Raw genomic sequence first — 26,170 nt, 5'->3', positions numbered from 1 at the left:
TCTCAGCTTTCCTTGGGCGTCAACACCTGACGACCGCGATACATGCCGGTCTTCAAGTCGATGTGATGCGGACGGCGCATTTCGCCGGAATTCTTGTCCTCGACATAGGTCGGGGCCTTGAGGGCGTCGGCCGAGCGGCGCATGCCGCGCTTGGACGGAGAGGTTTTACGTTTCGGAACGGCCATGGATATGCTCCACTACATGGTCAAAAGCCCCGCCCGCCCTCGTGAAAGGGCCATGTCGGGGCCTAAATCTGAGAAAGTCGGGTGCCTATACACGCCCTGTGCCGTTTTGGCCAGCACTGGCGCGAATTTTTTTGGATCGGCTAGCGGAGACAACCGACATAGGCGCCGGAGCGGCCGGCGCGCCGCTCGATCAGATTGGCGAGCCGCCTCAAGCCAGGCCCGGGTTTGGCCGGATTGCGGGCGATCGGATTTGGCAAGGAAACCGCAAGCAAGGCGGCCTGCCGTCGCGACAGCTGTTTTGCCGAAACGCCGAAATGGTGCTGTGCCGCGGCCTCGATGCCGTAGATGCCCGGGCCCCACTCGGCGATGTTGAGGTAGATTTCCATGATGCGCCGTTTCGACATCACCGCATCGAAATAGACGGCCAGCGGCAATTCGACCACCTTGCGCACCGAGCCCAGCGGCCGCGACCACAGAAACAGGTTCTTTACCGTCTGCATGGTGATGGTCGAGGCACCGCGCGTCGCTTCGCCGGCCAACGCGTCGTCGACGACGCCTCTCAGCTCGCCGAGATCGACGCCACGATGAAAGCAGAACTGCCCATCCTCCGACATGATGACGGAATTGGCCAGCACCGGCGACACGTCGTCGATCGATACCCAGCGGCGGTCGTAACCGGAGAACGTCGCCAGGTCCTTCAACATCAGCGTCGAGACAGGATGCACGAAGAACGGCAGGTAGAGAAAGGTCAGCACGACCGGAATCAAAGCCAGCACCGCGGCCACGACGATGCCGCGCCGGACCCAGCGTTTGAGACCCCGGCGATTTACGCCTCGCGATCTCGTCGCCATGTCCAGCTTTTCGGTTTCATGATCGACGATCGGTTCCGCCAAGCCGCCCAACCCGTGCCAGAGAGCTCGTTTTGAAACGCGCTCCTGTGAGTCATGTGACGGTGTTTTCGAGAACCGGAGCGGAGCGTACATTAGAGTACGCAAGCACCGGAAGCGCAGAAAACGCCCTCAGATGACCGCAGGAGCAGAGTTTCCAAACGGGCTCATACTGCTCCGGCATAATGGCGCTTGCCTTCTTGCGCAACGTCTGAGTGTCGGCTACCGGTCCGGGCCATGACGAATGACGACCAAATGGCGTTCGAAATGGCGCTCATCCGACGCGCTGCCGCCGTCGAGGTGCTGCTGCGGCGGCTGCTCGACGACCGTGCGCTTTCGGGCGAGATCGCGCGGCCTGAGCGGCTGATGGCAGCCATGCGGCACGGCGTGCTGAACGGCGGCAAGCGCCTGCGCCCCTTCCTGGTCATGGAAAGTGCCGCCCTTTTTTCCGCCGATGGCGAGGCGGCACTGCGTGTCGCCGCCGCACTTGAATGCGTGCATTGCTATTCGCTGGTACACGACGATCTGCCCGCCATGGACGACGATGACCTGCGTCGTGGCCAGCCGACCGTGCACAGAGCCTTCGACGAGGCGACCGCCATTCTGGCTGGCGATGCCTTGCTGACGCTGGCCTTCGACATCATCGCCGGCGAGGCGACCGCCCTGCCGGCGGAGCGGCGGGCGGCCCTGGTGCTGGCGCTGGCCCGCGCCGCCGGACCCGGCGGCATGGTCGGCGGCCAGAAGCTCGACCTCGAAGCCGAACAGACGCCGCCGGACGAGGCCGGCATCATCCGGCTGCAGGCGATGAAGACCGGCGCTCTGATCCGTTTCGCCTGCGAGGCAGGTGCCCTCATCGCCGGCGCCCCGGCCGATGACCGCGAGCGGCTGGCCGAATTCGGCTCGGCGATCGGTCTTGCCTTCCAGCTTGCCGACGACCTGCTCGATTTGACCGCCGATGCCAGCCAGATGGGCAAGGCAACCGGCAAGGACGCCGCCGCCGGCAAGGCGACGCTGGTGGCCTTGCATGGTCCGAATTGGGCGCGCAGCCAGTTGCACGGCCTTGTCGCACAGGCGCATGCGCTGCTTGAGCCCTATGGCGACGATGCCCAATTGCTGAAAGAAGCGGCGACGTTCGTGGCGACCCGCACCAGTTGAGGTTGGCGCCAACCGAGATATCGAGCTGACTAAAGTTCGCTCATCCTCCGCCGGCCAATTCAGAAATAGAACTTGAGCGGAAGCCTGCCGAGGCAGAGGATCGACATCGCTTTGCCATCCGCACGGCACGCACGCGGTGCGGGTAGAGTTGGAGGGGTGCCATGTCGACCACCGACAAGCTGTTCAGCGGTTCCATTGCCGAGGTCTACGACCGGGCGATGGTGCCGCTGATCTTCGAGCCGTATGCACGGGATCTGGCAGAGCGGGTGTCGAAGCTCGGGCCGCAATCGGTGCTCGAAGTGGCGGCGGGCACCGGTGTGGTGACACGTGCGATGGCAGCAAAGTTGCCGGCGCAAGCCCGCATCGTGGTCACCGACCTCAACCAGCCCATGCTCGACCACGCACGCACGCGGATGGCGGACGATCCTCGGATCACCTGGCGGCAGGCCGACGCCCAGGCGCTGCCCTTCGAGGACGCAGAGTTCGACGCCGTGGTTTGCCAGTTTGGCGCGATGTTCTTCCCCGATCGGGTGGGCGCCTACGGCCAAGCGCGGCGGGTGATGCGGCCGGGCGGGCACTTCCTGTTCAACGTCTGGAGTGCCATCGAAGACAACGAGTTCGCCGAGGAAGTGACGCGGGCGCTCGGCCATTTTTTCCCGGCCGATCCGCCGCGCTTCATGGCGAGGACGCCGCACGGCTATCACGATGCGGACGTCATCCGCGCCGACCTTCATGCCGCCGACTTCGGTAACATCACCATAGAGCCGCTGGATGCCGTCAGCGCCGCTTCGTCGCCATATGAGGCGGCCACGGCCTATTGCCAGGGCACACCCCTGCGGGCTGAGATCGAGGCGCGCGGCGGCTCGCTGGAGGAGGCGACGCGATACGTGGCGAATGCCCTTGGGAAACGGTTCGGGGAAGGTCCGGTGCGTGGCCGCATCCGCGCCCTCGTCGTGGAAGCGGCCTAGGCGTGCTGTCCATCCGGCGGTTCGCATGGCCTGCCTGCCCGCACGAACGAAATTTTAATGTAAATGAAGCGTAATCCCGGCCATTAAAATGGTGCGTATGTGTTGGGGTTGCGCATGCCTGAATATTCGTCCTTCATCCGGTCGGTCCGGATCCGCTATATTTCAGGGTTGCTGATCTTCGCGCTGGCTTCCGCCGGCATCGTGATTGCGCTTGACCGCGTCAATTCCTTTCGCCGCGACATCGATGCGCTGAGCAGCAACCTCGTCATCTTCACCCGCGACCTGCGCAACGCGACCAGCTTCGCCGAGACCACCGGCACCGCCTGGCGGGCGGAGACACGCGATGCCCTGACCACATCGGCGCGCGGCCATTCGGAGCGCCTGACCGGCGAGATCGAGACGCTGACCGCCCAGCTTGCGGCGATCAAGCCACGGCTGTCGATCAAGACCGTCAACGAACTCCAGTCCGCTTCCGTCAACGGCGATCTGTTCTGGTCGCCGCGCGACATGGTGCGCAATTTCAACCTGATGTCGATGGCGCAAAAGGTCGACGAGTGGAGCTATCGCGAAATCCGCAACCAGAACGACCTGTTCGCCCAGCCGATGCTGGTCCGCGTCCGCACCGCCATGGATGATGAGCGCCACCTGGCCGATGCCTCAAGCGACAGGCTGCTGCTGTGGGCGAGCGGCATCCTGTTCGCGGCACTTGCCATCGTCGCCTTCTGGATCTTCCGCCCGATGGAAGTGGCAATCCGCCGCGCCTTTGCCGAATCCGCGGAATCCCTGTTCAAGGCCGAGGCCGCCGACCGCGCCAAATCCGAATTCCTGGCCAATATGAGCCACGAAATCCGCACGCCGATGAACGGTGTGCTCGGCATGGCCGAACTGCTGGCCAAGACCGATCTGACCCCGCGCCAGAAGACCTTCACCGACGTCATCGTCAAATCCGGCAACGCGCTGCTCACCATCATCAACGACATCCTCGATTTCTCCAAGATCAATGCCGGGCAACTCACTCTCGACCCTGCTCCCTTCCGCCTTTCCGAGGCGGTCGAGGATGTGGCGACGCTGGTCTCGGCGCGCGTCGCCGAAAAGAACCTTGAACTGATCGTGCGTGTCGACCCGCGCCTGCCGGCCCATGTCGTCGGCGACGCCGGCCGGTTCCGGCAGATCATCACCAACCTGCTCGGCAATGCCGTGAAGTTCACCGAAAAGGGTCATGTGCTGATCGATGTCGGCGGCGAAATCGTCAACGACGTGGTCCAACTCAAGATCCGCGTCGAGGACACCGGCATCGGCATACCGGCCGAGAAACTGCAGAACGTGTTCGAAAAATTCGCGCAGGTGGACGGCTCGTCCACCCGCCGTCATGAAGGCACGGGGCTTGGCTTGGCCATCGCCGCCCGCCTCGTCGACCTGATGGCAGGCAAGATCGGCGTCGAAAGCGAGATCGGCCGCGGCTCGGTGTTCTGGTTCGCGGTGCCGCTGCCCGCGCATCAGGCCGCGGCGCGCGACGAGATCGTGCCGGTCGACGTCACCGGCGCGCGCGTGCTGGTCATCGATGACAATCCGGTCAACCGCGAAATCCTGCTCGAGCAGCTCAGAAGCTGGAGCTTCGATTGCGCCGCCGCCGAAAGCGGCGCGGTTGGGCTGGCCTTCCTCGACCGCGCCTTTCAGTTGGGCGCCGCTGTCGACTGCATCATCCTCGACTACCAGATGCCGGGAATGAACGGCGCCGACGTCGCCAGAGCCATTGCTTCCGACAGGCGCCTGTCGGCCATCCCGATCGTTATCCTGACCTCGGTCGACCAGGTCGATTTCGGTAAGATGATCATCGACTTCGGCATTGCCGCGCATCTGACCAAACCGGCGCGCTCCGCGGTGCTGCTCGGCACCGTCATCTCGGTGATTCAGAAGGCCCGTTCGCAGGTCGGCAAGGCGCGGTTCGTCCGTGAACCGATTGTGCAGGCTTCCCTGGCAGCGCCGCCCGCCTTCACTGTCATCCGCGGCCCGGCAATGCCGGTCACGGCAGCGCCGGAATTGACAACCGCGCCGAACGGACCGATCGACATCCTCATTGCCGAGGACAATGACGTGAACCAGTTGGTCTTCGGCCAGATCCTCAATGGGTTGGGCTTGAGCTACCGCATCGCCGGCAATGGCCGCACGGCGGTCGAAATGTACCGGGCGCTGCGCCCCAAGCTGATCCTGATGGACGTTTCGATGCCCGAAATGAACGGCTATGAGGCGACCCGCGCCATCCGGGCGATGGAGGTCTCGACGGGCGCCCACATCCCGATCATCGGCGTCACCGCGCACGCGCTGAAGGGCGATCGCGACAAGTGCATCGAATCTGGCATGGACGACTATCTGCCGAAGCCCGTTTCGCCCGACCGCCTGGGCACCAAGATCGGCACATGGCTCAGCGAGACGGTGGTGGCCAAGACGGCGTAAAAGCCGGCCCTATTGGTCAGGCCGATCGGCGCAACCGGCCGATCGGGATGATTTCCGGCGAGGTCACGCCATAAGGCGTGCCCTGCCAGTCACCCAGCCACTGCTCGACCAACAGGCCAGCCTCGTCCAGCATCCGCGCAAGATCTTCCTTCTTGGGGAACGCGATCTTGGATTCGGCGCCCAGAACAGGTCTACCGCCCGGAATGTCATAGAAGGTCGAGTAGGTGACGATGCCGGTAGCGGCATCGTGTCCGGCATCATACCAGGCTTTGACCGTGCCGAGGTCGGGATGCGTAACCGCCCGTTCGGAGCGCTGCGGCGTCCATTCCAGCCATTCCTCCTCGGCGGGATTTCGTGTGTCGAAAATGAAGAGCCCGCCAGGAGCGAGATGCTCAGTGATGGTGCCCAGCACCGCCATCTGATCCTCGCCTGTCAAGAAAACCTGGAACGCATGCCCGGTGAGCAGGACCAGATCGAAACGCCGCCCGAGCCGAACAGTACGCGCGTCAGCCTCGACCCAGTCGACCCTGTCGCCGCCGGCCCTGCGCCGCGCGACGTCGAGCATCGCCGATGCCGGGTCAACGCCAGTGACACTATGCCCATCGGCAAGTTCGGCAGCCAGTTGGCCAGTGCCACAGCCGAGATCGAGGACCGAGCCGCGATTTACGGCAAGACCGATACAGTATTCAAAATCGGCGCGGCCGCTTTGGTTCTCAATATCATAGAACTGGACGAAGTCAGGATCGCTGTAGATAGGGTCGGTCATAGTTCTCCGCCTATACTCCAAATTTCCAGCTGCGGCCCATCAATGCGTCAGGCCGCCGCGTCCAGGCGATAGCGACGCATCCAGTCGAGGCTTGTCGCGTCAGCGAGCTTTGCAAAGCCGGGGCTTATATCTTCGGCGTCTGGTGCTCGGACATCCAAAACTTCACAGATGCCTAGCAACGTCGCCGCCGGATTGCTCGAAAGGCGCTCGTAGCCAACCCGAAGCGGGGTTATGCCTTGCTCAGCGAACCAAATGTTCCATGCCGCATCATAGGTCTCGAGTTCCGTGACCTCTCGTTTGATCCGCTCGAAATCATATTGGGGCTCTTTCGGCGGCGCGACCCTTTCGATCTCGGTGCCGTCGGGAGCGATATGCCAAAGACCGGTCTGCTCCGCCTTGATCAGGGAGACAGCCTGCGCGAGCTTGTTCTCCCGCGAGAGGTGTATGTAGAGGACGCGGCCAAAGGCCTTTTCAAGACGCGCTCTGTCGGACGGCAGTTTTGGAAAAATCCGGTCGAGGGTTGCCGAGAGTTCATCCAGATTTTCGCGCATTAAGCGAAGGCCGAAGAGGCCGGTCCCACCCTTGCCCGCAGCCATCGCCGCGTTGAGATAGGCGACATTGAAGTCGAGCTCACTCATCGTGTCGCGATCGGGCAGCTTCCACTCTTCAGCCCACTCCAGCACATCCTGCCGCCGATAGAATGAGTGCGGATCGCCAGTCGTCTTCGTGGATGCCAGAAGCTTGCACAGCAGCGTGCTTCCGGTCCTCGGCGTGCCGCAGATGATGTATCCATCGAACATGTTGAGACCCATGCTGCTCGTCAAAGACAGGGCCGCCGCCCAGTAAGGATGGCGGCCGCTATAGCTGAAATCTTTGCTGGATGCGACGTCACGGCTATCGCTTTTAAATGCCTCTCTCGGACAAACACCATGCCTGCAGCGGCCAAATTTACCGGTTGCGCACCACCACGCACGCCCCACCGACACTTTGCAATTTCTGGCAAATAACGTTGGCATCGGCGCGGCGGTCGACACCGATCCTGACCGCGTAGATGCCGCGCCGGCCGATCGGCGTGCGCACCCGGCTGACCACCGGATCATGCCCGTTGAGTAGAGCCGGGAACCGGCTCCTTACCCTGACCCACTGGTTGATCGCGGCGCTGCGGCGAAAATTGCCGGCCACCTGGATGCCCCATGGCTTTATGTTGATCGAAGCCATGGCCACCGTCCGCGACATGATCACCGGCAGTTTTCGGCAAGCGACGGCAAACTCCGTCTTTGCGTCGAGCGGCTCGACCTTTCCAGCATAGGCCCGGTCGGTGAACTTGTCGGCTGGTTCGCCCATGATGTCTAAGACATAGCTTTCGGTTTCCATCGGCAGGAAACCGCCGGAGCTGAGCCAGCGCGACACCCGGCTCTCGCCGGCATTGTAGGCGGCGGCCGCCAGGCCGAGATTGCCATAGCCGGTTTTCATTTCGGCGAGATATCTGGCCGAAGCCGGGATCGCCTGGTTGATGTCGAAGGAATTGGCAAGCCCGCGCATCTTGGCGGTGCCCGGCATGAACTGGGCAATGCCTTCGGCACCGACCGGACTGACGGCGTTGGGATCGAAACGGCTTTCCTTCCAGATCAGCCGGGCGAAGAAATCCCTGGACAGGCCGTTCTGGTCGGCATTCGCCTGGATCAGATTGCAGACCTTGTCGATCAGCCGCTGCTTGGCGGATTGCGGCGGATCGGCCTGCACAAGGGTCGACCAGGTCAGCCCGTACAGCAGGATCAGCGCTGCCCAAAGGAAACGCTGCATCGGTTCTACTCGGCCGCGGCCTTGCCGCGACCGAACCGTTGCTCGATATAGTCGGCGACCATTTTCTCGAAATCCGCGGCGATCGACGGCCCGCGCAGCGTCGCCGCCTTTTTGCCGTCGACGAAGACAGGCGCCGTCGGCATTTCGCCCGTGCCGGGCAGCGAAATGCCGATATCGGCATGCTTGGACTCGCCGGGGCCGTTGACGATGCAACCCATCACCGCGACCTTGAGGTTCTCGACGCCGGGGTATTTGTCGCGCCACACGGGCATGTTCTTCCTGAGATCGGCCTGGATGTTCTGGGCGAGTTCCTGGAACACGGTGGAGGTGGTGCGGCCGCAGCCGGGGCAAGCGGCAACAATCGGCACGAACTGTCTGAACCCCATGGTTTGCAGCAATTCCTGCGACACCTGCACCTCGCGCGTGCGGTCGCCGTTCGGCTCCGGTGTCAGCGAGATGCGGATGGTGTCGCCGATGCCTTGCTGGAGCAGGATGCCCATGGCGGCCGACGAAGCGACGATGCCCTTCGAGCCCATGCCGGCTTCGGTCAGGCCGAGATGCAGCGCGTGGTTGGAGCGGGTGGCGAGTTCGGTATAGACGGCTATCAGGTCCTGCACGCCGCTGACCTTGGCCGACAGGATGATTTTTTCGCGGCCAAGGCCGATCTCTTCCGCCATCTCGGCCGACAGGATCGCCGACTGCACGATCGCCTCGCGCATCACCTCCTGGGCCGTCAGCGGAAAACCCTTGTCCTGGTTGTCGTCCATCAGCCGGGTCAAAAGCTCCTGGTCGAGCGAGCCCCAGTTGACACCGATGCGCACCGGCTTGTCGTGCCTGATCGCCATCTCGACGATATCGGCGAACTGGCGGTCCTTCTTGTCCTTGAAGCCGACATTGCCCGGATTGATGCGGTATTTGGCCAGCGCCTCGGCGCAGGCCGGATGATCGGCCAAAAGCTTGTGGCCGATATAGTGGAAATCGCCGACCAGCGGCACGTTGATGCCGAGCCGCTGAAGCCGCTCATGAATGCGCGGCACGGCGGCGGCACTCTCGTCGCGATCGACGGTGATGCGCACGATCTCCGAGCCGGCCCGGTGCAGCGCTGCGACCTGCGCAACCGTCTGGTCGATATCGGCCGTATCGGTGTTGGTCATCGATTGGACGATAACGGGCGCACCGCCGCCGACGACCACGCCGCCGACATCGACGCTGACCGACGTGCGGCGGGGGAAAGGAGAGGAAAAATATCCGGTCATGCCGGCAGCCTTTTGTCTCTGGAGCATCTTGTGTCCTGCATGGACGCACAACGACGCCCCGGGCCGATGCGCTGAGGTCCGGGCATGAGGTGGAGGAGCAAAGATGGCTTGTCAATGGCGACAGGTCGCCATTGGCCGGAATCGCCCGCCGCCGGCGACCAGAAACAATCGATGATCTGGCGAAACGGGCGACGGTCGAAGCGGAGATTGAGCCGGGTGCAAGTCCAGCTTCGGCTGACAGACCGGTGCTGGAAAATCAAAACCCTCCACGCCGGCGGCGGGGCGCCGCCGGGAAAAGAGGCCGCGGATATTGGGCGGCTATGTCAGGAGGGCGTCAATGCGTGGTCGGTTTGCCTCTTAGTTTTTCAATCTCGTCCTTGAGTGCCAGCTTGCGTCGCTTGAGATTCACGATTTCGAGGTCGTCGACCGATGGATGATTCATCGCGTCATCGATTTCACGTTCGATGTCGCCGTGTTTCCGCTGCAACTCATCAAGATGGGATGCAAGAGACATGATTGGTTCTCCCTTTCATGGTTTTCCTCGATTGCAACCGTCACGGCGCGTCCACCGCAGGTTCGCTTCTGTGACGGCACAATGACACTGTGCCACCATCCGGCCGCGATGTCGAATGATCCGTGGTAGCATTCCACGACACCTTGAAATGTGATATGGGCTGCACGCCGGTGACAAAACACCCGGTCCCGCCCAATCAGGCCCAGTTTTGGGCGCCGCAGACGTGCAGACGGTAGAGAATGTCCGATCAGGAACAGGCCGATATTCGCCTAGAATTTTCCCGCCTGAAGCAGGAACACGCCGATTTCGATGCGGCCATCAACGCGATGATCGCCATGGCCTGCGATCCGCTGCAGATCCAGCGCATGAAGAAGAAGAAGCTGTTCCTGAAGGACCGGCTGATGGCGCTGGAAGACAAGATCATTCCCGACATCATTGCGTGAGTTGGCGTTCGCTCGCTCGCGCTACCCGGCGATCGAAAGCTTCGCGGCACGATCACGCAGCAGGCCGATAAGTTCGCCGGTCCGCCCCTCGGATGTATCGATGGGGACCACCAGGCACATCGTCGCCTCGACCTTGCCCGGCGCTGAAAACACCGGCGCGGCAAGGCACTTGGTATAGGCATCGACAAGGCCCGAAGTGACGCAATAGCCGGTGATCCGCGCTTTTGCGATGTCGGCGACGAAATCGTCGAGCCGCAGTTTGCGCCCGTCGGGCAGCACGAGATCGTCGTTTGACACCATGTCTTCGATCTCAGCCTTCTCCAGCCCAGCCAGAAGCAGCCGCCCCGAGGCCGTCCAGGGCAGCGGTATCTGCAAGCCGGTGGCGGAACTGATGCGGAACGGCCTGGTGCCGGGACTCGCATGGACGATCGTATAGCGGCCGCTCTGCAGCATGCACAGTTCGGAAGTCTCGCCGGTCTCGCGCGACAGATTGTCGACCTCCTGGCGCCCCCGCCTCAACAGGTCGTTGCCCCGCACATAGTCCATTCCGTAGAGATAGAGCTTCTTGCCGAAATAGACGCGATTGCCGTCGCCTTCCATTTCCAGCAGTCCCGCATCGACCAGCGACCGCACCAGCGTATAGATCGTCGAACGGGGCGCGTTCACGCCCTTGGCAAGGTCGCCAATGCCGATCGCGCGCTGGGTCGTGTGAAGAAACTCCAGAATCTCGAGCACCCGGTTGAGCCCCTTTTCACGGGAGCCCGAAATCTTCTCGCCGGCTGAAAGTGCCGAGGCATTGCCATCTTGCATTGTTGATTCCCGGTGTTAGTATCTGTCCTGTACAGGATACACACGTCTCTTGTAAGAGACAATCGCTTCGACGACACTGACGCGTGTATTGCCTGTGCAAGGGGAACACAAACGAAAGGAGGTCGCCGTGAACGACACATCCGGAAGACGTGATTTTCTGAAATTGGGAATGGCGGGACTGGCCACGGCCGGCGTCGTGGGTGCGGCGGTAGCCGTCGATGCCCAGAAGGCCGCTGCTCAGGCAGCACCCGACAGCCTGCTGCGCACCGTGCTCGATCGCGGCAAGCTGATCGTCGGCACCGGCAGCACCAACGCGCCGTGGCACTTCGAGAACGATGCCGGCGAACTCGTCGGCATGGACATCACCATGGGGCGCATTCTTGCCAAGGGCCTTTTCGATGATCCGACCAAGGTCGAGTTCGTGATGCAGGATCCGGCACAGCGCATCCCCAACGTCACCACCAACAAGGTCGACATCACCATTCAGTTCATGACGATGAGCGCCCAGCGCTCGCAGCTGGTCAACTTTTCCCGGCCTTACTACGTCGAGGGCGTCGCCCTGCTGAGCCTTCCGACCGCCGAGAACAAGACCTTCGACAAGTTGCTTGCCGGCGGCTCGGCGACACGCGTCTCCATCCTGCAGAATGTCGATGCCGAGGCGCAGGTGCATTCGGTGCTGCCCGAGTGCCAGGTCATGCAGATCGATACCCAGGCCAACGTGCTGCAGGCACTGGAATCGAAACGCGTCGACGCCGCTGCCGTCGATCTGTCCACGGTGCGCTGGCTCGCCTCGCGCAATCCGGACAGATATTTCGACGCCGGCAAGAGCTGGCTGAGCATGCTTTATGGCGCGGCACTCCGGCAAGGCGACCTTGACTGGCTGACCTTCGTCAACGCGACCTTCACCATCGCCATGTTCGGCCACGAAAACGCACTCTACGATGCCGCCTTCAAGGACTATTTCGGACAGGAGCCGCCGGCGCGCCATCCCGGCTTCCCGGCCATCTGATCTGCATCAGGTGGGAGGGCGTATCCAGCGCCCTTCCGCCTCCCTAGAGCAATTCCAGGAAGTGTGAAACGGTTTTTCGTCCGGAATTGCGTCAAACAAAGAGTTAGAGCGGGTCGCCGTTTCCGTGAAACGGTGAACTGCTCTAAGCCTGCGGCACTGAGGCGGACGCATGGGCTATGCCCTTAATTTCAACCTGATCTGGCGGCACTTCGACAAGCTGTGGGGCGGACTGCTGCTCAGTCTCGAACTCGCCGTCATATCGATCGCCATCGGCACCGTCATCGGTCTGGTTTTGGCGGTCTGGTACGTGTCTGCCGGACGCATCGTGCGCACCATCATCGCCGCCTACGTCGAATTCATCCGCAACGTGCCGCTGATCCTGCTCGTCTACCTCGTTTTCTACGGCCTGCCGACAGTGGTCGACATCGCCTACAGCGCGCCGACCTCGTTCGTCGTCACGCTGTCGCTCTATAGCGGCGCCTATCTGGTCGAGGTGTTTCGCTCCGGGCTCGAAGCCGTTCCGCGCGGACAGTTGGACGCCGGCAAGGCAATCGGCCTGACGCCCTGGCAAAGGCTGCTCAACGTGCGCCTGCCGACCATGCTGCGCATCACCTTGCCGGCATTGTCCAACACCTTCATATCGCTGTTCAAGGACACCTCCGTCGCCTCGGTCATTTCGGTGCCGGAGCTGACCTATGGCGCCCAGTGGATCAACTTCAACACCTTCCGCATCGTCGAGGTCTATCTCGTGGTCACGGCGATGTATCTGGTGACCGGCTACATCTTGCTTTTTGCGCTTCGGCTCGTCGAGCGCCGGTTCAGGGCGGCGCGCTGACATGCTGACCCAGATAGCCTATGCCTTGCCTTTCCTCGCCCAGGGCTTTGCCCTGACACTGTGGGTATCCCTGCTGGTCGTGGTGTTTTCGTTGATCGCCGGCGTGATCATGGGCGTCGGCCTAGTCTATGGCCCGGTGCCGTTGCAATGGGCCGTGCGCATCTTCAGCGACACCATCCGCGGCATCCCGATCCTGGTGCTCATCTTCTTTGTCTATTACGGACTGCCGGCCGTTGGGCTTCATCTGCCGTCGTTCTGGGCCGCAGTGCTGGCGCTGACCCTGTTCAAGACAGCTCAGGTCGTCGAATATTTCAGAGGTGCTGTCGGCTCCATTCCGAAAGGGCAGTCCGAGGCGGCGATGGCGATCGGACTCACCTTTCGCCAGCGGCTCGCCTACGTCATTTTCCCACAGGCGTTCAGGCGCTTCCTGCCGCCCTGGATCAACGGCGTCACCGATGCGGTCAAGGGCAGCGCGCTGGTATCGCTGCTCGGCATCACCGACCTGATGCAGGCCATCAACCAGGTCATCGGCCGCACCTATGAGGCCATGCCGCTCTATATCCTCGGCGCGCTCATCTACTTCGCGGTCAACTATGCCCTTTCGCTCGCCAGCCGTCGGCTCGAGCGGCGTTTCTCCTTCATCCGGGAATAGCAATGTCCACAAGTCCGAAAAACACCCCGGCCCTTCTCGACGTCCAGGACGTTTCCAAAGCCTTTGGGACCGTCCAGGTCCTGCGTTCGGTCAGCCTGCAGGTGGCGAAGGGCGAGGTGGTGACGGTCATCGGCCCCTCCGGCAGCGGCAAGACCACGCTGCTGCGTTGCGTCAACTTTCTCGAAAGCTATGACAGTGGTTCGATCCGCATCGACGGCAAGGAGGTCGGCTTTCGCGAAGCCGGAACCCGCCAGCGTCGCAGCGAACGCGATCTCGCCGCGATGCGCGCCGAGACCGGCATGGTGTTCCAGAGCTTCAACCTCTTTCCGCACCTGACAGCCGCCGGCAACATCATGCTTGGCCTCACCAAGGTGCGCGGCAAGAGCAACGCCGAAGCGCGCACCATCGCCGAACACTGGCTCGGCCGGGTCGGCCTCGCCCACAAGGCCGACAGCCTGCCCGCCGAACTGTCCGGCGGCCAGCAGCAGCGCGTCGGCATTGCCCGCGCCGTGGCCATGGGGCCGAAGATCCTGCTTCTCGACGAGATAACCTCCGCGCTCGACCCGGAACTGGTCGGCGAGGTGCTTGAGGTCGTGCGTAGCCTGGCCGAGGACGGCATGACGATGGTGATGGTCACGCACGAAATGGCCTTTGCCCGAGATGCCTCGAGCCGCATCATCTTCATGGCCGATGGCGGCGTCAGCGCGGCGGGTCCACCCGCCGAAATCCTGGCGGCCGACACCGACAATGAGCGCCTGCGCACCTTCCTGGCGCGCTTCCGCGCCTCGCATTTCTAGAACGGGACAGCGAACGCTGTCGCAAGGAGCCTTCTTTCATGACGCCTTATATCCGGCTCGCCGCGTTGGGCCTGACGCTACCCGAGCCGCCGACACCGATCGCCAACTTCGTCACCCATGCCGAAAGCGGCCGGCTGATCTTCCTGTCCGGCCAGGGTCCGCTGCGCACCGACGGCACGCTGTTTACCGGCAAGGTGGGGGAGGATGTCACCGTCGAGCAGGCTTATGGCCATGCCCGCCTCACCGGCCTCAATCTGCTTGCCGTCATGCACGCAGCCACCGGCGACCTTGGCCGGATCGTGCGCGTCGTCAAGCTGCTCGGCTTCGTCAACGCCATACCGACCTTCAGCGACCACCCGAAAGTGGTCAATGGCTGTTCCGACCTGTTTGCCGATGTGTTCGACAATATCGGCGGCCATGCCCGCTCGGCGATCGGCGTCGGCTCCTTGCCTGGAAACATCACCGTTGAAATCGAGGCGGTTGTCGAGATCGCCGCCTGACCTTTAGAAGAATGGAATCCGAGAGATGAAAACCACTTCCACCGACGGCTCCAACACCACCATCCGCGAACGGCTCGGCCTTCGCCCGATCATCAATGTCTCCGGCACGATGACCGCGCTCGGCGCGTCGATCATCGTCCCCGAAGCGATCAGCGCCATGGCGGAAATGGCCTCGCAATGGGTGGAAATGGATGACCTGCAACGTGCCGCAAGCACGATCGTCGCGCGCCTGACCGGCGGCGAGGCCGGTTTCATCACTGCCTGCTGCGCCAGCGGCATCACCATGGCGATCGCCGGTGCGATGACGGGGACCAATCTGCTCGCCATTGAGCGGCTGCCTGATAACACGGAAGGCCTCAAGTCGGAGGTCATCGTCCAGCTCGGGCACATCGTCAACTATGGTGCGCCGATCGACCAGTCGGTCCGGCTGGCGGGCGCCAGGGTCGTGCCGGCCGGCACGGTCAGCGTGACGCAGGACTATCATGTGCGCGACGCGATCAACGACCGCACGGCGGCGGGCCTCTACGTCGTTGCGCACCACACCGTGCAGTATGGCATGCTGTCCCTGGAGGAATTCTGCGAGATCTGCCACGCCAGGGGCGTTTCTGTGATCGTGGATGCGGCTTCAGAGTATGATCTGCGCGGCTTCCTCGCGCGCGGCGCCGACATTGTCATCTACAGCGGACACAAATTCCTGAGTGGGCCGACCAGCGGCATCGTCACCGGGCGCAAGGATCTGGTTCGCACCGCCTATCTCCAGAACCGCGGCGTCGCCCGCGCCATGAAGGTCGGCAAGGAGAGCATCGCCGGCACCATGGCCGCACTGGAAGCCTGGGAAAAGCGCGACCATGCCGGCATCCGCCGCCGCGAAGACGCCGCGCTCAACCTGTGGAAGGAGACGTTGCAGGGCCTGCCGGGCATTGTCGCGCAGATCATTCCCGATCCGACCGCCAACCCTCTCGATCGGCTTCAGATATTTGTACTGCCCGAAAGCCGGTTCACGGCGGCCGGCCTCACCTCGGCATTGGCGACGGGCTCGCCGCCGATCATCGTGCGCAACCATGAGGTGGAGCGCGGCCATTTCTTCCTCGATCCCTGCAACCTCCATCCCGGCGAGGCTGAGATCGTCGCCGAACGGTTGCGCGCCGTATTGACCGCCAAGGACCGCCCGGCCGATGCGATGAAACTCGCCCGCAAGGATTCGTCCGGCGTCTTGCGCTGGCCAGATTGAACACCCGGCGAATCGCTACCTGAATGCGCCGGCCGTAACCAGCACGCGCCATCATGCGCCTATTGGCCTGACGGGCTCTCCAGGGCACCGGCCGGGAAACTGCCGGCTCCCTTTGCGCACCTTGGCGGGTCCAGCCTCGTGGCCGCTTCGTAGCCTCCCAAACAAACTTTACAAATATCTTTATTTATGTGAAGTCATGACGATTGAAGGATCGATCATGACAGCCACTCGTTTCGCCACGCGCCTGAATTCCTTTGCCTCGCGGCCGCAGGCTGAGTGGCCCGATCTTACTGGCAAGCCGTCGCTGCTGCAGATGGCGGCGCGCGCCGCCAAGGTCGAGGGGCTTACCGATCTCGATCTCAACTTTCCTGACCACGTCGGTGAAAAGCCCACGGAAATCGCCCTGAAACTGGGCGATCTAGGGCTCTCCATCAATGGCTTTGCCATGCGCTACTACTCCAACCCCGCCTTCAAGCTCGGCGCTTTCACCAATCCGGATCCGGCGGTGCGCCGCGAGGCCATCGACCTGACCAAGGCCGGCATCGATGCCGTGCGTGAGGCCGGCGCCAGCCTGATGACGCTGTGGCTCGGCCAGGATGGCTTCGACTACGCCTTCCAGGCCGACTATTCGACGCTTTGGCAACACGAAATTGATGGGATTCGTGAAGTTGCGGCACATGATCCCGACTGTCAGATCAGCCTTGAATACAAACCGAACGAACCCCGCTCCTACAGCCTGATGCCGGATGCGGCGACGACCTTGCTGGCGATCCGCGATGTCGGCCTGCCCAATCTCGGCGTCACGCTCGATTTCGCTCATGTGCTCTACGCCGACGAACAGCCGGCCTTTGCCGCAGCCCTGGTGGCGCGTCATAGCAAGCTGCTCGGCGTGCACCTGAACGACGGCTACGCCAAGCGCGACGACGGCCTGATGGTCGGCGCGGTGCACACGCTGCAGACCATCGAGCTGCTCAGGCAGATTCGCCGCGACGGTTACGCCGGCGCCATCTATTTCGACACGTTCCCCGATATGACCGGGCTCGATCCGGTGCGCGAGTGCGAAGTCAACATCGCCACCGTCAAGCGCATGCTGCGCGTCGTCGACCGGCTGGAGCAGGACAATCGCCTGTCCGCCGCCATGGACAGCCAGGATGCCGTTACGTCGCAGGCCATCATCCAGGAAATCATGCTCGGGCCGGATAGCTGAGGCATCCGCGCCATCGCCGTTTTTCAACCAGGGAGGAATACAATGAAACTTCTGCTTGCCACCGCTACCGCCGCACTGATGGCGCTCTCGATCGGCTCTGCCTTTTCCGCCGACCTCGCGCCGCTCAATTCCGACACGGAAAAGGACCGCATCGACTGGTCGCAGGTCGAGGCCAAGTTCGGCGCGTTCCCCAAGCTGCCCGAAGGCACCAAGGCAGGCGCGGTCTCCAAGACGCTGACCAATGAATACTGGCGCTCGCTGGGCGAGGGCTACACGGCATTCGGCGCCAAGGTCGGCGTTCCTGTCGTCTATCAGGCAGCGCAGAGCGAGGGCGACCAGCTCGGCCAGCTCACCATCGCCGAAGGCCTGGTGACGCAGGGCTACAACGTGCTGCTCGTCTCGCCGCAGACGGATGCCAATCTGCAGCCGATCATGGAGCAGGCAAAGGCCGCCAACGTGCCGGTGGTCAATGTCAATGACGCCGTCATCCCGCAGGCCGAGCATTATGTCGGCAATGTCCAACGCGACAATGGCGTGCGCGTCGCCAAATGGTTCGTCAAGAATCGTCCGAATGGCGGCAAGGTCGCCATCGTCGAAGGCCAGGCTGGCGTCTATGCCGCCGTGCAGCGCACCGATGGCTTCAAGTCGACCATCACCGAGGGAGGCAAGTTCGAGGTTGTCGCCAGCGTTCCCGGCAACTGGGACCGCCAGACCTCCTATGACGCGGCCACCAACATCCTGCAGCAGCATCCCGACCTGATCGGCTTCTATGCCAACAATGACGGCATGGCGCTCGGCATCGTCGAGGCTGTCAAGGCCGCCGGCCTGCAGGACAAGGTTGCGGTCTTCGGCACCGACGGCATTTCCGATGCCTATGCCTCCATACGGGCCGGCGAACTGACCGGCACGGTCGACAGTTTCCCCGTTCTGACCGGCGAAGTGGCGTTGGAAACAGCTCTGCGTCTCGTCGCGGGACAGAAGCTGCCGCGCGTCGTCGCCACGCCACAGGCGCTGATCACCAAGGACAATGCCGACCGCTATTCCGGCGCCGGCGCGCGCAAGGCGCTGCTCGAGGACGCGGCTGCGGGCCAGTAAGGCCAACCAACAGTGCCGGTCAGGGCAATTCGCTTCTGACCGGCACCATGGCCCGGAGATAGAACCCGATGTCACCCAGGCTGCAATTCAAGGGCATTTCCAAGCTGTTTCCGGCCGTACGGGCGCTCCACGAGGTGTCACTCTCGGTGGGGGCCGGTGAAATCCACGGCCTGCTCGGCGAAAACGGCGCCGGCAAGTCGACGCTGCTGCGCATCCTGTCTGGCGTCTACAGGCCGACAGCGGGAAGCGTCCTCATTGACGGCAAGCCGGTTACACTCGCCAACCCGGTTGCCGCGCGCGCTGCGGGCGTCGCCATGATCCATCAGGAATTGCAGCAGGTGCCGCGCCTCAGCGTCGCCCAGAACATGTTCCTCGGCCATCCGCTGACGCGCGGCGGCATCTTCGTCGCCAGCAGAGAGCAGGAGCGCCGCGCCGCCGAGGCTCTTGCAGCCATCGACCCTTCCATCGATCCAGCCGCCCCGCTCGGCACCCTGAAGGTGGCGCAGCGGCAGATTGTCGAGATTGCCAGGGCATTACTCGATCGCGCCCGCATCGTCGCCATGGACGAGCCGACATCGAGCCTGACGCCGAGCGAATTCGAACGGCTCGCGCAAGTCATTACAGGTTTGACGCGCGATGGCGTCGCCGTCGTCTATGTCTCGCACAAGCTGGATGAGGTGTTCGGCATCTGCCGGCGCGCCACCATCATGCGCGACGGCGTCGTCGTCGATTCCGTCGATCTGAAAGACCTGTCGGAGAAAGCGGTCGTGGCGATGATGGTCGGCCGCGAACTGGCGCAGGAACACCATAATTCCCATGCCACGAACAAGGTCATGCTGAGCGCGCGTGGCCTCTCCTCGGCGACGAAGGTGCGCAACGTGTCGTTCGATCTGCATCGCGGCGAGGTGCTGGGGATTGCCGGCCTGGTCGGTTCCGGCCGAACTGAACTTTTGCGGCTCCTGGCCGGCGCCGATCGCGCCACGGCCGGCACCATTGCAATCGACGGCAAGGCGGCGCGCTTCGCCGGCCCGCGCGATGCGATTGCCGCCGGCATCGGCCTGGTGCCGGAGGAGCGCAAGCGCGAAGGCATCGTGCCGCTGCGCTCGATCACCAGCAACATGGCGCTGGCCTCGATGAACGTATTCGCGCCGCGCGGCGTCATCGATCACACCAGGCTGAAACAGGTGGCGGTCGACAGGATGAGCCGCGTCAATCTGCGCCCGTTCCTGCTCGACCGGCCGATCCGCCTGTTCAGCGGCGGCAACCAGCAGAAGGCGATCATCGGCCGCTGGCTGGCCGCGGGAACGCGCATCCTCTTGTTCGACGAACCGACACGCGGCATCGATGTCGGCGCCAAGGCGGAGATCTATCATCTGATCGAGGAACTCGCCGCCGAGGGTCATGCCGTGATCGTCGTCTCCTCCGAACTCCCCGAAGTGATCCGGCTTGCCGACCGCGTGCTGGTCATGCGCGACGGCACGATCGCGGCCGAACTCCACAGAGACGATATCAGCGAACAGGCGATCGCGGCGCACGCCATCCCGCAAACGCAAACGCCGGCCGCGTAACAGGCAAGGCAGAGGTGACGGATATGTCGGATACCACTCTGGTGCGGCCACGCGCCGAATTCCTGCGCGGCGTTTCGATGCGCGACGCCGGCACGCTGATCGGCCTTGTCGTGATCCTGGCCGTATTCGGCGCGCTGGTGCCCGGCTTCTTCGCCGAGCGTAACCTGATCAACATCCTGCAGCAGTCGAGCATCAATGCCTGTCTCGCACTCGGCATGACGCTGGTCATCATCTCCGGCGGCATCGACCTGTCGGTCGGGCCGACGGCGGCACTCTCGGCCGTCATCTCGGCCTCTATGATGGTCGCCGGCGTGCCGTTTCCGCTGGCCATCGCCGCCGGCTTCGTCATTGGCCTTGCCTGCGGCCTCGTCAACGGCGTGCTCGTCGCCTATGTCGGGCTGCAGCCCTTCATCGTCACGTTGGGAACGCTCAGCACCTATCGGGCGCTGGCGCTGATCTACACCGGCGGCAATCCGGTCCTCGGCCTGCCCGCCGACTTTCGCGCCATCTTCAACGGATCGCTGTTTGGACTGCCTCTGGCGGTCATCATCGTCGCCTGCGTGGCTGTCGTCGCCTGGGTCGTTTTGAAGAAGACGCCCTTCGGCGAATATCTGCTTGCCGTCGGCGGCAACGAGGAAGCGGCCTACATCGCCGGCGTGCCGATTGCCCGCACCAAGATCGCCGCCTACATGATCTCAGGCCTGCTGGCGGCGCTTGCCGCGCAGATCCTGGTCGGCCGGCTCGGCGCCGCCGAGCCCATCCTCGGCAATCTCTGGGAACTCGACGCCATCGCGGCTGCCGCCATCGGCGGCGCCTCGCTGATGGGCGGCAAGGGCAGCATCGTCGGCACCATCCTGGGCGCCGTCATCCTCGGCGCCATGCGCAACGGTTTGACGCTGATGAACGTCCAGTCCTTCTATCAGCTTCTGGCAACTGGTCTTATAATCCTCGCCGCGATGCTTATCGATCGCGTGACGAGGGGGCGTGGATGACCTTGAGCGGGCTGGACCTGAAAGCGGTAGGACCGCGCATCCGCATGATGATGCCGCATCTCACCCCGTTGGAGGCGAAGGTGGTGGAAACCGTCTTCGGCCGGCGCGGCTTCGACGAGAGCATTCCGCTGAAACAGATCGCCGAAGAGTCCGGCGTGTCCGAGGCGATGGTGGTCAAGATCGCCAAGAAGCTGGGATTTTCCGGCTATCGCGACTTCCGCACCGCCGTCTATGAATACAGTCGCCTGCCGACCGCCGAGATGCACCAGGAACTGTCATCCGACGACAGTTCGGCCGAGATCGTGCAAAAAGTCTTTCGCACCTCCATCCAGGCGCTGGAGGAGACGCTGGCGATCCTCGACATCGAGGATTTCGACCGCGCCGCCGAGCTGCTCTTCCGTGCCAAGAACCGGGATTTTTATGGCGTCGGCGGCTCGGCGCAGATCGCCCGCGATGTCTCGCACAAGTTTCTGCGCATCGGCATCCGCGCATCCGTCTATGACGATTCGCATATGATGCTGATGTCGGCCTCGCTGCTCGGCGGCGACGACATCGCCGTCGGCTTCTCGCATTCGGGCAACACGTCGGCCGTCATCGACGCCATCCAGCTGGCCCGCAAGAACGGTGCCCGCACGCTGGCCATCACCAACTACGACAACTCGCCGCTGGCTGCGGTCGCCGACATCGTGCTGTGCTCGACCGCGCAGGGCTCGCCGCTGATGGGCGAGAACGCAGCGGCGCGCATTGCCCAGCTCAACATCCTCGACGCGCTGTTCGTGGCGGTGGCACAGCGCGACTACCAGGCGGCGGAGCGCAATCTCGGCCGCACCATGTCCGCGGTGACATCGAAACGAAAAGACCGGGGCTCATGACGACATCGCCGCTGGTCACCGTGTTCGGCAGCTTGCATTACGACATCATGGTCGACGCGCCCGACCGCCCGCGCAAGGGCGAGACGGTGACCGGCCATGCCTGGCACCCGAAATGCGGCGGCAAGGGCGGCAACCAGGCTGTCTCGGCGGCGCGGGCCGGCGTGCGCGCGGCGATGATCGGCGCCGTCGGCGACGATGATTTCGGGCGGGCGTTGCTGGCCAATCTCAATCGCGCAGTGGTCGACCACCGCTTCGTGCGGGTGGCCGCTGGCGCCGGCTCCGGCATGAGCGTGGCGATCTTCGACGCGGGCGGCGACTATGGCGCGGTGATCGTCTCGGGCAGCAATCTGACACTGGGCCATGCCGACATCGTCTCTGCTTCCGATGTGGTGGGACAGACGGCGGTGCTTTTGTTGCAGAACGAAGTGCCGGAAGCCGGCAACATTGCCGCCGCACGCGCCGTCAAAGCACGGGGCGGCCGCGTCGTGCTCAACGCGGCCCCCGCGCGCAAACTCTCCGACGAGTTGATCGCCCTGGTCGACATATTGGTGGTCAACGCCATCGAGGCTGAATTCCTGGCTGGCACAGCAGTGTTCGAGACGCTGGACGGGGCCGCGCAAGCCGCACGGCTGCTGGCCGATCTTTATCCGGTGGCGATTGTCACGGCGGGCGGCGAGGGCGTCGCCTGTTGCGATCGTAGCGGTGAGGCCTTTGCTCTGTCCGCCATCCCCGTCAAGGTCGCCAGCACGCATGGCGCCGGCGATGAATTCGTTGGCGCGCTGGCCGCGGGACTTGCCCGTGGGCAGACCATGCGGGCGGCCATCACCGCCGCCAACGCGGCTTCGGCCTTGCTGGTCTCGACGCCAGAGGCCGAGCGCGACGGCATCTGACCGGCTGGTTTCCGTCTTGCCAGACCGCCGCGGCCGCCGCCTATCCTTGCGGCCTCGCGCGAATTCCGCTAAGGCGCGCCTTTGTCGCCGGGGAACACGGACTTGGACGATCAACGCGCCGACGTCGCCATCATCATGGGCAGCCAGTCCGACTGGGCGACGATGCGTCATGCCGCCGAAACGCTGGAAGCACTCGGCATCCCGCACAAGCGGCTGATCATCTCCGCGCATCGCACGCCGGACCGGCTCTATGATTTCGCCAAGGGCGCCAAGGCAGCCGGTTATCAGGTGATCATCGCCGGCGCCGGCGGTGCGGCGCACCTGCCCGGCATGACGGCGGCGATGACGCCGCTGCCGGTGTTCGGTGTGCCGGTGGAATCGAAAGCGCTTTCCGGGCAGGATTCGCTGCTGTCCATTGTCCAGATGCCAGCCGGCATTCCCGTGGGCACGCTGGCCATCGGCAAGGCCGGCGCTGCCAACGCAGCCCTTCTGGCCGCTGCCGTGCTGGCCCTGAACGATGACAGCCTTGCCGTCCGTCTGGACGCCTGGCGCGCCGCGCAGACCGCCAAGGTCGCGACCGAACCGACGGATACGCCGTGAGCCTGCCCGCCGGATCGACCATCGGCATCATTGGCGGCGGCCAGCTCGGCCGCATGCTGGCTGTTGCCGCCGCCCGCCTCGGCTACCGCACCGTGGTGCTGGAGCCGCAAGCGGATTGCCCGGCCGCGCAGGTCGCCAACCGGCAAATAACAGCCGCCTATGACGACCCGGCCGCTCTTGCCGAACTGGCAGGCTCGAGTTCCGTCGTCACCTACGAGTTCGAGAACGTGCCGGTTGCAGCCGCCAGCGCGCTGGCCGTCAAGGTTCCGGTCTATCCGCCGGCGCGTGCGCTGGAAGTGGCGCAGGACCGGGTGGACGAAAAAACATTCCTCAACGGCATCGGCATTGCCACCGCCGATTTCCACGCCGTCGACAATGATGACCAGCTGATCGCGGCGCTGAAAGCATTCGACGGCAGCGGTGTCCTGAAGACCCGGCGCATGGGCTATGACGGCAAAGGCCAGCGCGTCTTCCGCAACATGGAAGCCGGCGGCTTCGCCGGCACATGCGACGCGATGGGCAATGTGCCTCTGATCCTGGAGGCCTTCGTGCCGTTCGAGCGCGAGATATCGGTGATCGCGGCGCGTGGGCTGGACGGTGCGGTTGTCGCCTACGATCCAGCCGAGAATATCCATCGCAACGGCATTCTCCACACATCGACCTTGCCGGCCGCCATTATGCCGGAGACGGCGGAAGCGGCCCGAACGGCCGCATCGAAGATCCTGTCGGCGCTGAACTATGTCGGCGTCATCGGCGTCGAGTTCTTCGTGCTGGCGGACGGCTCGCTGCTGGCCAACGAGATCGCGCCGCGCGTGCACAATTCCGGCCATTGGACGGAAGCCGCCTGTATCGTCTCGCAGTTCGAGCAGCATATCCGCGCCATCGCCGGCCTGCCGCTCGGCGCCCCGGACCGCCATTCCGACTGTGTGATGGAAAACCTGATCGGCGACGATGTGCTGCGCGTCCCGGAGCTGCTCGCCGAGCCCGATCTGATGCTGCATCTCTACGGCAAGGCCGAAGCGCGGCTCGGCCGCAAGATGGGACATTTCACTCGGATCAGCCGTCGCGCCTCATAGGGTTGCCTACTGCAAATCGTCGCTCTCGTCCTCGCCTGGTTTGACGCAACTCAAATCGCCTTCCTCGCAATTGGCCGCGGCAGCGAGCTGCTTGATGCGATCATTAGTCAATCTGGTCAGGCATTGCGATACTGCCATCGGATGGATCGAGCCGTCTTGACTGGCGGCGGTGGAATGCGCGCATTCGGCATCGCGAAAAGTGATCCAGGCGCGCTGCGCCACCTGCAGCAATCTCTTGCCGCCGGCGTCATCCGAGCTGGTGAGGTCCTGATAGGCCTTGTTGAGCTTGGCGTCGGCCGCCTGATAGTCTTCGCCGGCACAGATGTTCATCATCTGCTGGCTGTCGTCGCTGCGGTCGCATTCCTGCGCGCGAGCAACCGAAGCTGCCGCCAGCAGGACTAGGCAGGCGGACAGGAACATTCGGCGCATGGTTCTCTCCAAATCACTTCACGGCGACCGCATCATCCCAGCCGGCCCCAGGGCCGCGCAATGCCGCAAGGCCGACATGGCGGATAATTGATGACAGGGACAATTCACAGCCGCTATGGAGCACGCTTGCGGTTGACAGGGACAAGGCTCCTCGTTTATGAGCCTCCCACAGTTCAAAGGCGCGTCTTCTGGCGCGCCTTAAAATTTCGACCCGGACCGGGTCCACACCGACAGGCAAGACCATGAAGATCAAGAATTCGCTCAAGGCGCTGAAGGCGCGTCACCGCGACAACCAGTTGGTTCGCCGCAAGGGCCGCGTCTACATCATCAACAAGACCGCCCCGCGCTACAAGGCACGCCAGGGCTGAGTTTTCGGGCAGGAGGCTGTTGCCTCCCCCCATTTGATGCTTGTTGCCGCCTGCCGGCATTTTCACGCCAAATTCAGTTTGACGTTCCGTCGCCCGGGACTAGAGTCCGGCGATGCGGACTCTTTTTGCATTTGTGACATCTCTGCTTGTTTCCGGCGTCATTTATGGCCCGGCATGGGCGGACGATGCTGTCGCGCCGCCGGCCACTCAGGACGCGCCGCCCGCCGCAACGACGAAACAAGCCCGCCTCGACCAGCTGTTCAGCGATCTGAAACGCGAGCGCAACGAAAAGGCGGCCGAGCGCATCGCCGGCAACATCTGGAGCGAGTGGTCGCAATCCGGCAGCGCCTCGATCGACCTGATGATGCAGTGGTCGCAAAAAGCCGTCGAGGGCCAGAAGTTCGACGTCGCGCTCGATTTCCTCGACCAGGTGGTGACTTTGCAGCCGACTTATGCCGAAGGCTGGAACCGGCGTGCCACCGTCCATTTCATGATGAAGAACTACGGCAAGTCGATGTCCGACATCGACCATACGCTGCAGCTCGAGCCGCGCCACTTCGGCGCGCTGTCCGGCCTGGCGCAGATCATGGCGCTGACCGGCCACAAGCAATCGGCGCTCGAGGCCTGGCAAAAGGTGCTGGCCATCTATCCGATGATGCGCAGCGCCCAGGACCAGGTCGGCACGATTTCGGAGGAACTTGCCGGTGAAGGCATTTGATGTCCTGAAGGGAATACGAGAGTAAGGCAGTATGTAAGTGGTGCAGATTGCGCTGTGGAACATATCCCCTACTCCCCTACTCCCCTACTC

At 63.4% G+C, this 26,170-nt stretch carries 29 protein-coding genes; 20 read left to right on the top strand and 9 right to left on the bottom strand.

Annotated features, from left to right (window positions below; genetic code table 11):
* Positions 1–2 precede the first annotated feature (2 nt).
* Together rpmF and EJ079_RS11940 are read right to left on the bottom strand one after the other, a co-directional pair.
* Positions 3–185 carry a 50S ribosomal protein L32 gene (rpmF, locus tag EJ079_RS11945; protein ID WP_008834724.1) on the bottom strand — a complete coding sequence of 61 codons (183 nt, stop codon included), beginning with the start codon at positions 183–185 and terminating at the stop codon, positions 3–5.
* 140 nt (positions 186–325) lie between these two features.
* On the bottom strand, positions 326–1,087 hold the full coding sequence (locus EJ079_RS11940; protein WP_127271462.1) for a transglycosylase domain-containing protein: 762 nt from the start codon (positions 1,085–1,087) through the stop codon (positions 326–328).
* 222 nt (positions 1,088–1,309) lie between these two features.
* Here EJ079_RS11940 and EJ079_RS11935 point away from each other — a divergent pair, with 222 nt between their 5' ends.
* From EJ079_RS11935 to EJ079_RS11925, 3 genes are all read left to right on the top strand, one after another.
* Positions 1,310–2,227 carry a polyprenyl synthetase family protein gene (locus EJ079_RS11935; RefSeq protein WP_127809067.1) on the top strand — a complete coding sequence of 306 codons (918 nt, stop codon included), beginning with the start codon at positions 1,310–1,312 and terminating at the stop codon, positions 2,225–2,227.
* A 161-nt stretch (positions 2,228–2,388) separates the two neighbouring features.
* Positions 2,389–3,195: a class I SAM-dependent methyltransferase gene (locus EJ079_RS11930; protein WP_127397031.1), complete on the top strand. Its 807-nt coding sequence runs from the start codon at positions 2,389–2,391 to the stop codon at positions 3,193–3,195.
* 114 nt (positions 3,196–3,309) lie between these two features.
* Positions 3,310–5,649: a response regulator gene (locus EJ079_RS11925; RefSeq protein WP_127809066.1), complete on the top strand. Its 2,340-nt coding sequence runs from the start codon at positions 3,310–3,312 to the stop codon at positions 5,647–5,649.
* A 16-nt stretch (positions 5,650–5,665) separates the two neighbouring features.
* On the opposite strand, the gene EJ079_RS11920 is transcribed toward EJ079_RS11925, so the two are convergent.
* The 5 genes from EJ079_RS11920 to EJ079_RS11900 all read right to left on the bottom strand — a co-directional run bounded on the left by EJ079_RS11920 (position 5,666) and on the right by EJ079_RS11900 (position 9,988).
* The gene (locus EJ079_RS11920) at positions 5,666–6,415 is read right to left on the bottom strand and encodes a class I SAM-dependent methyltransferase (protein ID WP_127809065.1); all 750 of its coding nucleotides are present in this window, start codon (positions 6,413–6,415) and stop codon (positions 5,666–5,668) included.
* Between the two features lie 47 nt (positions 6,416–6,462).
* Entirely contained in the window at positions 6,463–7,227 is a 765-nt protein-coding gene (locus EJ079_RS11915) for a Stf0 family sulfotransferase (protein WP_127809064.1), read from the bottom strand.
* Positions 7,228–7,363: 136 nt separating this feature from the next.
* Positions 7,364–8,218, bottom strand: coding sequence for a lytic transglycosylase domain-containing protein (locus tag EJ079_RS11910; protein ID WP_127809063.1), 855 nt, complete (start codon positions 8,216–8,218; stop codon positions 7,364–7,366).
* 5 nt (positions 8,219–8,223) lie between these two features.
* Positions 8,224–9,474 carry a flavodoxin-dependent (E)-4-hydroxy-3-methylbut-2-enyl-diphosphate synthase gene (gene ispG, locus EJ079_RS11905; protein WP_164873938.1) on the bottom strand — a complete coding sequence of 417 codons (1,251 nt, stop codon included), beginning with the start codon at positions 9,472–9,474 and terminating at the stop codon, positions 8,224–8,226.
* A gap of 334 nt (positions 9,475–9,808) precedes the next feature.
* On the bottom strand, positions 9,809–9,988 hold the full coding sequence (locus tag EJ079_RS11900) for a YdcH family protein (RefSeq protein ID WP_013529217.1): 180 nt from the start codon (positions 9,986–9,988) through the stop codon (positions 9,809–9,811).
* Between the two features lie 239 nt (positions 9,989–10,227).
* Between EJ079_RS11900 and EJ079_RS11895 the strand changes: the two genes are divergently transcribed.
* Positions 10,228–10,431 (top strand): DUF465 domain-containing protein, encoded by a 204-nt coding sequence (locus EJ079_RS11895; RefSeq protein WP_013529216.1) that lies wholly within the window; start codon positions 10,228–10,230, stop codon positions 10,429–10,431.
* A gap of 21 nt (positions 10,432–10,452) precedes the next feature.
* On the opposite strand, the gene EJ079_RS11890 is transcribed toward EJ079_RS11895, so the two are convergent.
* The gene (locus tag EJ079_RS11890; RefSeq protein WP_127399021.1) at positions 10,453–11,241 is read right to left on the bottom strand and encodes an IclR family transcriptional regulator; all 789 of its coding nucleotides are present in this window, start codon (positions 11,239–11,241) and stop codon (positions 10,453–10,455) included.
* A 127-nt stretch (positions 11,242–11,368) separates the two neighbouring features.
* Between EJ079_RS11890 and EJ079_RS11885 the strand changes: the two genes are divergently transcribed.
* From EJ079_RS11885 to EJ079_RS11820, 14 genes are all read left to right on the top strand, one after another.
* Positions 11,369–12,250, top strand: coding sequence for a transporter substrate-binding domain-containing protein (locus tag EJ079_RS11885; protein WP_127267516.1), 882 nt, complete (start codon positions 11,369–11,371; stop codon positions 12,248–12,250).
* Positions 12,251–12,419: 169 nt separating this feature from the next.
* Positions 12,420–13,085 carry an amino acid ABC transporter permease gene (locus tag EJ079_RS11880; RefSeq protein WP_023810937.1) on the top strand — a complete coding sequence of 222 codons (666 nt, stop codon included), beginning with the start codon at positions 12,420–12,422 and terminating at the stop codon, positions 13,083–13,085.
* Position 13,086: 1 nt separating this feature from the next.
* On the top strand, positions 13,087–13,737 hold the full coding sequence (locus EJ079_RS11875; protein WP_023810936.1) for an amino acid ABC transporter permease: 651 nt from the start codon (positions 13,087–13,089) through the stop codon (positions 13,735–13,737).
* Between the two features lie 2 nt (positions 13,738–13,739).
* On the top strand, positions 13,740–14,534 hold the full coding sequence (locus EJ079_RS11870; protein ID WP_127272345.1) for an amino acid ABC transporter ATP-binding protein: 795 nt from the start codon (positions 13,740–13,742) through the stop codon (positions 14,532–14,534).
* 38 nt (positions 14,535–14,572) lie between these two features.
* Complete coding sequence (locus EJ079_RS11865) at positions 14,573–15,034, top strand: RidA family protein (RefSeq protein ID WP_127382404.1); 462 nt, start codon at positions 14,573–14,575, stop codon at positions 15,032–15,034.
* A 25-nt stretch (positions 15,035–15,059) separates the two neighbouring features.
* Positions 15,060–16,265, top strand: a complete 1,206-nt coding sequence (locus EJ079_RS11860) for an aminotransferase class V-fold PLP-dependent enzyme (RefSeq protein WP_127809062.1) — start codon at positions 15,060–15,062, stop codon at positions 16,263–16,265.
* 217 nt (positions 16,266–16,482) lie between these two features.
* Complete coding sequence (locus EJ079_RS11855) at positions 16,483–17,472, top strand: TIM barrel protein (protein WP_127809061.1); 990 nt, start codon at positions 16,483–16,485, stop codon at positions 17,470–17,472.
* A gap of 42 nt (positions 17,473–17,514) precedes the next feature.
* Positions 17,515–18,567 carry a substrate-binding domain-containing protein gene (locus EJ079_RS11850; protein ID WP_127269388.1) on the top strand — a complete coding sequence of 351 codons (1,053 nt, stop codon included), beginning with the start codon at positions 17,515–17,517 and terminating at the stop codon, positions 18,565–18,567.
* A 68-nt stretch (positions 18,568–18,635) separates the two neighbouring features.
* A complete protein-coding gene (locus EJ079_RS11845; protein ID WP_127809060.1) occupies positions 18,636–20,135 on the top strand; it encodes a sugar ABC transporter ATP-binding protein in 1,500 nt (499 codons plus the stop codon).
* A gap of 23 nt (positions 20,136–20,158) precedes the next feature.
* A complete protein-coding gene (locus tag EJ079_RS11840) occupies positions 20,159–21,127 on the top strand; it encodes an ABC transporter permease (protein WP_127809059.1) in 969 nt (322 codons plus the stop codon).
* Positions 21,124–21,999, top strand: coding sequence for a MurR/RpiR family transcriptional regulator (locus EJ079_RS11835; RefSeq protein WP_013529211.1), 876 nt, complete (start codon positions 21,124–21,126; stop codon positions 21,997–21,999). Before EJ079_RS11840 ends, EJ079_RS11835 begins: the two co-directional genes overlap by 4 nt.
* Positions 21,996–22,889, top strand: coding sequence for a ribokinase (locus tag EJ079_RS11830; RefSeq protein WP_127809058.1), 894 nt, complete (start codon positions 21,996–21,998; stop codon positions 22,887–22,889). The genes EJ079_RS11835 and EJ079_RS11830 overlap by 4 nt, the downstream gene beginning before the upstream one ends.
* A gap of 102 nt (positions 22,890–22,991) precedes the next feature.
* A complete protein-coding gene (gene purE / locus EJ079_RS11825) occupies positions 22,992–23,489 on the top strand; it encodes a 5-(carboxyamino)imidazole ribonucleotide mutase (RefSeq protein ID WP_127296872.1) in 498 nt (165 codons plus the stop codon).
* Positions 23,486–24,565: a 5-(carboxyamino)imidazole ribonucleotide synthase gene (locus EJ079_RS11820; protein WP_127809057.1), complete on the top strand. Its 1,080-nt coding sequence runs from the start codon at positions 23,486–23,488 to the stop codon at positions 24,563–24,565. The genes purE and EJ079_RS11820 overlap by 4 nt, the downstream gene beginning before the upstream one ends.
* 6 nt (positions 24,566–24,571) lie before the next feature.
* Here EJ079_RS11820 and EJ079_RS11815 read toward each other — a convergent pair whose 3' ends face one another.
* Positions 24,572–24,994, bottom strand: a complete 423-nt coding sequence (locus EJ079_RS11815; RefSeq protein WP_127397018.1) for a lysozyme inhibitor LprI family protein — start codon at positions 24,992–24,994, stop codon at positions 24,572–24,574.
* Between the two features lie 242 nt (positions 24,995–25,236).
* Between EJ079_RS11815 and ykgO the strand changes: the two genes are divergently transcribed.
* On the top strand, positions 25,237–25,362 hold the full coding sequence (gene ykgO, locus EJ079_RS11810; RefSeq protein ID WP_006327841.1) for a type B 50S ribosomal protein L36: 126 nt from the start codon (positions 25,237–25,239) through the stop codon (positions 25,360–25,362).
* A 112-nt stretch (positions 25,363–25,474) separates the two neighbouring features.
* Positions 25,475–26,080, top strand: coding sequence for a hypothetical protein (locus EJ079_RS11805; protein ID WP_127809056.1), 606 nt, complete (start codon positions 25,475–25,477; stop codon positions 26,078–26,080).
* Positions 26,081–26,170: the final 90 nt, after the last annotated feature.

Source organism: Mesorhizobium sp. M7A.F.Ce.TU.012.03.2.1, assembly GCF_004006095.1.
GTDB lineage: Bacteria > Pseudomonadota > Alphaproteobacteria > Rhizobiales > Rhizobiaceae > Mesorhizobium.
Note: the sequence above shows the minus strand (reverse complement) of the source record. Positions and strands in the feature narration are given on the sequence as shown.

Bases quoted from the DNA above. Each gene is read 5' to 3' on its own strand.
- rpmF (WP_008834724.1), bottom strand. From the start codon at position 185: ATGGCCGTTCCGAAACGTAAAACCTCTCCGTCCAAGCGCGGCATGCGC.
- EJ079_RS11935 (WP_127809067.1), top strand. From the start codon at position 1,310: ATGACGAATGACGACCAAATGGCGTTCGAAATGGCGCTCATCCGACGC.
- EJ079_RS11930 (WP_127397031.1), top strand. From the start codon at position 2,389: ATGTCGACCACCGACAAGCTGTTCAGCGGTTCCATTGCCGAGGTCTAC.
- EJ079_RS11925 (WP_127809066.1), top strand. From the start codon at position 3,310: ATGCCTGAATATTCGTCCTTCATCCGGTCGGTCCGGATCCGCTATATT.
- EJ079_RS11920 (WP_127809065.1), bottom strand. From the start codon at position 6,415: ATGACCGACCCTATCTACAGCGATCCTGACTTCGTCCAGTTCTATGAT.
- EJ079_RS11915 (WP_127809064.1), bottom strand. From the start codon at position 7,227: ATGGGTCTCAACATGTTCGATGGATACATCATCTGCGGCACGCCGAGG.
- EJ079_RS11910 (WP_127809063.1), bottom strand. From the start codon at position 8,218: ATGCAGCGTTTCCTTTGGGCAGCGCTGATCCTGCTGTACGGGCTGACC.
- ispG (WP_164873938.1), bottom strand. From the start codon at position 9,474: ATGACCGGATATTTTTCCTCTCCTTTCCCCCGCCGCACGTCGGTCAGC.
- EJ079_RS11900 (WP_013529217.1), bottom strand. From the start codon at position 9,988: ATGTCTCTTGCATCCCATCTTGATGAGTTGCAGCGGAAACACGGCGAC.
- EJ079_RS11895 (WP_013529216.1), top strand. From the start codon at position 10,228: ATGTCCGATCAGGAACAGGCCGATATTCGCCTAGAATTTTCCCGCCTG.
- EJ079_RS11890 (WP_127399021.1), bottom strand. From the start codon at position 11,241: ATGCAAGATGGCAATGCCTCGGCACTTTCAGCCGGCGAGAAGATTTCG.
- EJ079_RS11880 (WP_023810937.1), top strand. From the start codon at position 12,420: ATGGGCTATGCCCTTAATTTCAACCTGATCTGGCGGCACTTCGACAAG.
- EJ079_RS11875 (WP_023810936.1), top strand. From the start codon at position 13,087: ATGCTGACCCAGATAGCCTATGCCTTGCCTTTCCTCGCCCAGGGCTTT.
- EJ079_RS11870 (WP_127272345.1), top strand. From the start codon at position 13,740: ATGTCCACAAGTCCGAAAAACACCCCGGCCCTTCTCGACGTCCAGGAC.
- EJ079_RS11865 (WP_127382404.1), top strand. From the start codon at position 14,573: ATGACGCCTTATATCCGGCTCGCCGCGTTGGGCCTGACGCTACCCGAG.
- EJ079_RS11860 (WP_127809062.1), top strand. From the start codon at position 15,060: ATGAAAACCACTTCCACCGACGGCTCCAACACCACCATCCGCGAACGG.
- EJ079_RS11855 (WP_127809061.1), top strand. From the start codon at position 16,483: ATGACAGCCACTCGTTTCGCCACGCGCCTGAATTCCTTTGCCTCGCGG.
- EJ079_RS11850 (WP_127269388.1), top strand. From the start codon at position 17,515: ATGAAACTTCTGCTTGCCACCGCTACCGCCGCACTGATGGCGCTCTCG.
- EJ079_RS11845 (WP_127809060.1), top strand. From the start codon at position 18,636: ATGTCACCCAGGCTGCAATTCAAGGGCATTTCCAAGCTGTTTCCGGCC.
- EJ079_RS11840 (WP_127809059.1), top strand. From the start codon at position 20,159: ATGTCGGATACCACTCTGGTGCGGCCACGCGCCGAATTCCTGCGCGGC.
- EJ079_RS11835 (WP_013529211.1), top strand. From the start codon at position 21,124: ATGACCTTGAGCGGGCTGGACCTGAAAGCGGTAGGACCGCGCATCCGC.
- EJ079_RS11830 (WP_127809058.1), top strand. From the start codon at position 21,996: ATGACGACATCGCCGCTGGTCACCGTGTTCGGCAGCTTGCATTACGAC.
- EJ079_RS11815 (WP_127397018.1), bottom strand. From the start codon at position 24,994: ATGCGCCGAATGTTCCTGTCCGCCTGCCTAGTCCTGCTGGCGGCAGCT.
- ykgO (WP_006327841.1), top strand. From the start codon at position 25,237: ATGAAGATCAAGAATTCGCTCAAGGCGCTGAAGGCGCGTCACCGCGAC.
- EJ079_RS11805 (WP_127809056.1), top strand. From the start codon at position 25,475: ATGCGGACTCTTTTTGCATTTGTGACATCTCTGCTTGTTTCCGGCGTC.